A 2,527-nucleotide genomic window follows, 5' to 3' on the forward strand; every position below is an offset into this window, starting at 1 on the left:
AGGAGTGCATCTGCGCCTTTATTTGTTATAATTTTCTCTTTCTCGTTATAGGAATAATTACGAGTTGGAGGGAAAAGTTCTAATCCTCTCAATATCTGTACATTGTATTTAACGAGGGATTTCTCAAAGGTGTCTTCAAGTTCTTTTTGCTCAGAAATAGACATGCCAACACCTCCTATGACCACCTTTTTGGTTTGAAATCGTCCCTTGTAGTTTGGATCAACAATTCCGGTCAAGTGTGTTACTTGATTATCCCAAGGACCACAAGCTGTGAGTATTAACAAACAAAATAAAATAAAAAACTTCATCATCATAAACCTTTGATTAATATCAAAAGTCTAATAATGTATTTATAATTCAAATTAAAGATACGATTTGAATTTTTAAATAATTTTTTTAGATTGTTTTGCAAAATTTAAGAAATCCACTCTTAAATAGAATTAGATTTTTTTACATTGCCTTTAAGAGGTTATACCGTAATCTAAAATGGATAGCTTTATTGTTATCAAAAGCTTTGTTTAAAGTGTGTTATGTATATTCATTTTGCTTATAGGTTTTGAAGGTTCCTAAAACTCTCACCCCCCCTCAAAACGTATATTATTGATTGAATTTAGAGGTTGTATTATCAATATGGGTTGTTTTTTAAGATCTGTAAAATCTTAACATATTGAAAAATAACGTTTTTACTTTTTATCGTTTTTTTATCTAAAAGGAGCAACCGTCAAAACTCAAAACCCCTTCAAAACTCATAACTATAATGATCTTGATAGCACTTCTTATGAGTTACAAGCTATCTTTTGAAAGGTTTTAAAGGATCATATGCTTTTCATAAAGCACATTTTAATCACTAACTAAAATCATAAGGTTATCTATTAAAAAGAACTAATCAAAATAACAAAAGCCTATTAAAAGGGATTTTGCTAATCTCTATAATTATCAGTTTCTATTGAGATGTTTTCATAACAGTCTATAAATTACAATTATCCTATTTATCGTTTCTCTTATGAAAATGAAAAATGATGCGGTGGCTATAAAACATATAACAGTTATAAAGAAGGTTTTATAATCATAATACAAATGAATGCGTTGGTTATAAAAACAGTCCCTATAAAAAGCTGTTAAGTTGCAAATGTGTTATAAATTCACAAAAAAATTAAAATTCATTTAGTGAAAAAACTAATAGGTTATAAAGATAAAAATACGCATTATGAGAGCGTTTTTAAATATTATAAATGTATAGATTCAAAACATAACGCAATCGTTTAAGAACGCCCATAATATAGCTTTAAAAGCATATAAATATAAAAGAAGAAATTCATAAGCATATTATATTATTAATACATAACGCATTTAAAAAGTACAAAAAAAATATCAAAAAAGATAAAATATTATTTGACAATAAATACGTATTTTGTTATATAAGTAATCAAGTGATTAACAAACACTGAACATGTAGCGGATAGATTACGATACAATCTTTCCAAAGCTTTTAAAAACTGGCTATCTTTTATGCTTTAATTAGCATATATGATGATTTTGTCGGGTGTGCTTATGCCATACAATACTCTTTATGGGGAAAGCATAGCAACGGACTACATGCCGTGTTTGTTAACGCCCGACGCCCTTAAAGGGTTGTCAATAACAAACATATAAACATGTAGGTTTTAAATATGAAAAATATCTCAAAAAACACCCCCGTTAATAAGAAAAAAATATCCCCAAAATATGAATTTACTAGTGAAATGGATTGCGTAGCTGGTCATTTCTTATATCGCATTCGTGCTTTAAGAGATTTTGGGGATGTTAAAGCTGGCGATCTAGGCGGCTTTATTGAAAAGGAAAGCAACTTATCTCACAAAGGAAATTGCTGGGTGTATGACAAAGCGCGCGTTTTTGAAAATGCAAGGGTTTATGAAAATGCTAAAGTCAAAGGCTTTTTTGTAGACGTTTATGGCGATGCTAAAATTTATGGGAATGCTATTTTTCAAGGCATGGCAATAAATGATTATTGTGAGGTTTATGGCAATGCCCATGTTGAAAACGCCGTGGTTATTGAAGGCAATGTTAAAATTTATGATAACGCCCGTGTAAGTGGCCATGCTCATATTTCTGATATGTCTGTTATTTGTGATAATGCTCATGTCGGTGGCAATGCTAAAATAAGTGATGGTGCTTATATTTGTGATGATTCCTATGTCGTTGATGATGCCGTGGTTTGTGGTTCTTATGTATCTGGTTCTTCTTGTGTTCATAGTGCTGCCTCTTTAACAGAAGAGGATCAAATTCATGATGAAGCAATTCCAAGATTTGGAAGTGAAGATGATTATTACCGTCATGAGTATTATGACGAGGCAATGTAATTAACACTAGGCGCGGCGGGGGCGCCCCTCTTTAAAACATCTCATTTTAAAATTTAAATCTTTTTATAAAGGAATTGTGCCATGCAAAAGAAGTTTGCACTCACAAATGAAACGCGTGTAATTAGTAATCAAATTCTTTATCGCATTAAAGCTTTAAAAGACTTTTC

1 protein-coding gene and 1 pseudogene are annotated in these 2,527 nt (G+C 30.9%); one reads left to right on the forward strand and one right to left on the reverse strand.

All coding sequences use genetic code 11. From position 1 onward, the window contains the following. Positions 1–314 (reverse strand): annotated as a pseudogene (locus tag ACFIO3_RS11375) (hypothetical protein); the annotation flags it as partial. A 1,356-nt stretch (positions 315–1,670) separates the two neighbouring features. On the opposite strand from ACFIO3_RS11375, the gene ACFIO3_RS11380 reads away from it, so the two are divergent. Continuing rightward, positions 1,671–2,360: a hypothetical protein gene (locus ACFIO3_RS11380; protein WP_375704484.1), complete on the forward strand. Its 690-nt coding sequence runs from the start codon at positions 1,671–1,673 to the stop codon at positions 2,358–2,360. Positions 2,361–2,527 lie beyond the last annotated feature (167 nt).

The sequence above is a fragment of the Bartonella sp. AD328YNZD genome (assembly GCF_042196425.1).

Excerpts from the sequence above, each read along its gene's own strand:
- ACFIO3_RS11380 (WP_375704484.1), top strand. The coding sequence starts at position 1,671 with ATGAAAAATATCTCAAAAAACACCCCCGTTAATAAGAAAAAAATATCC.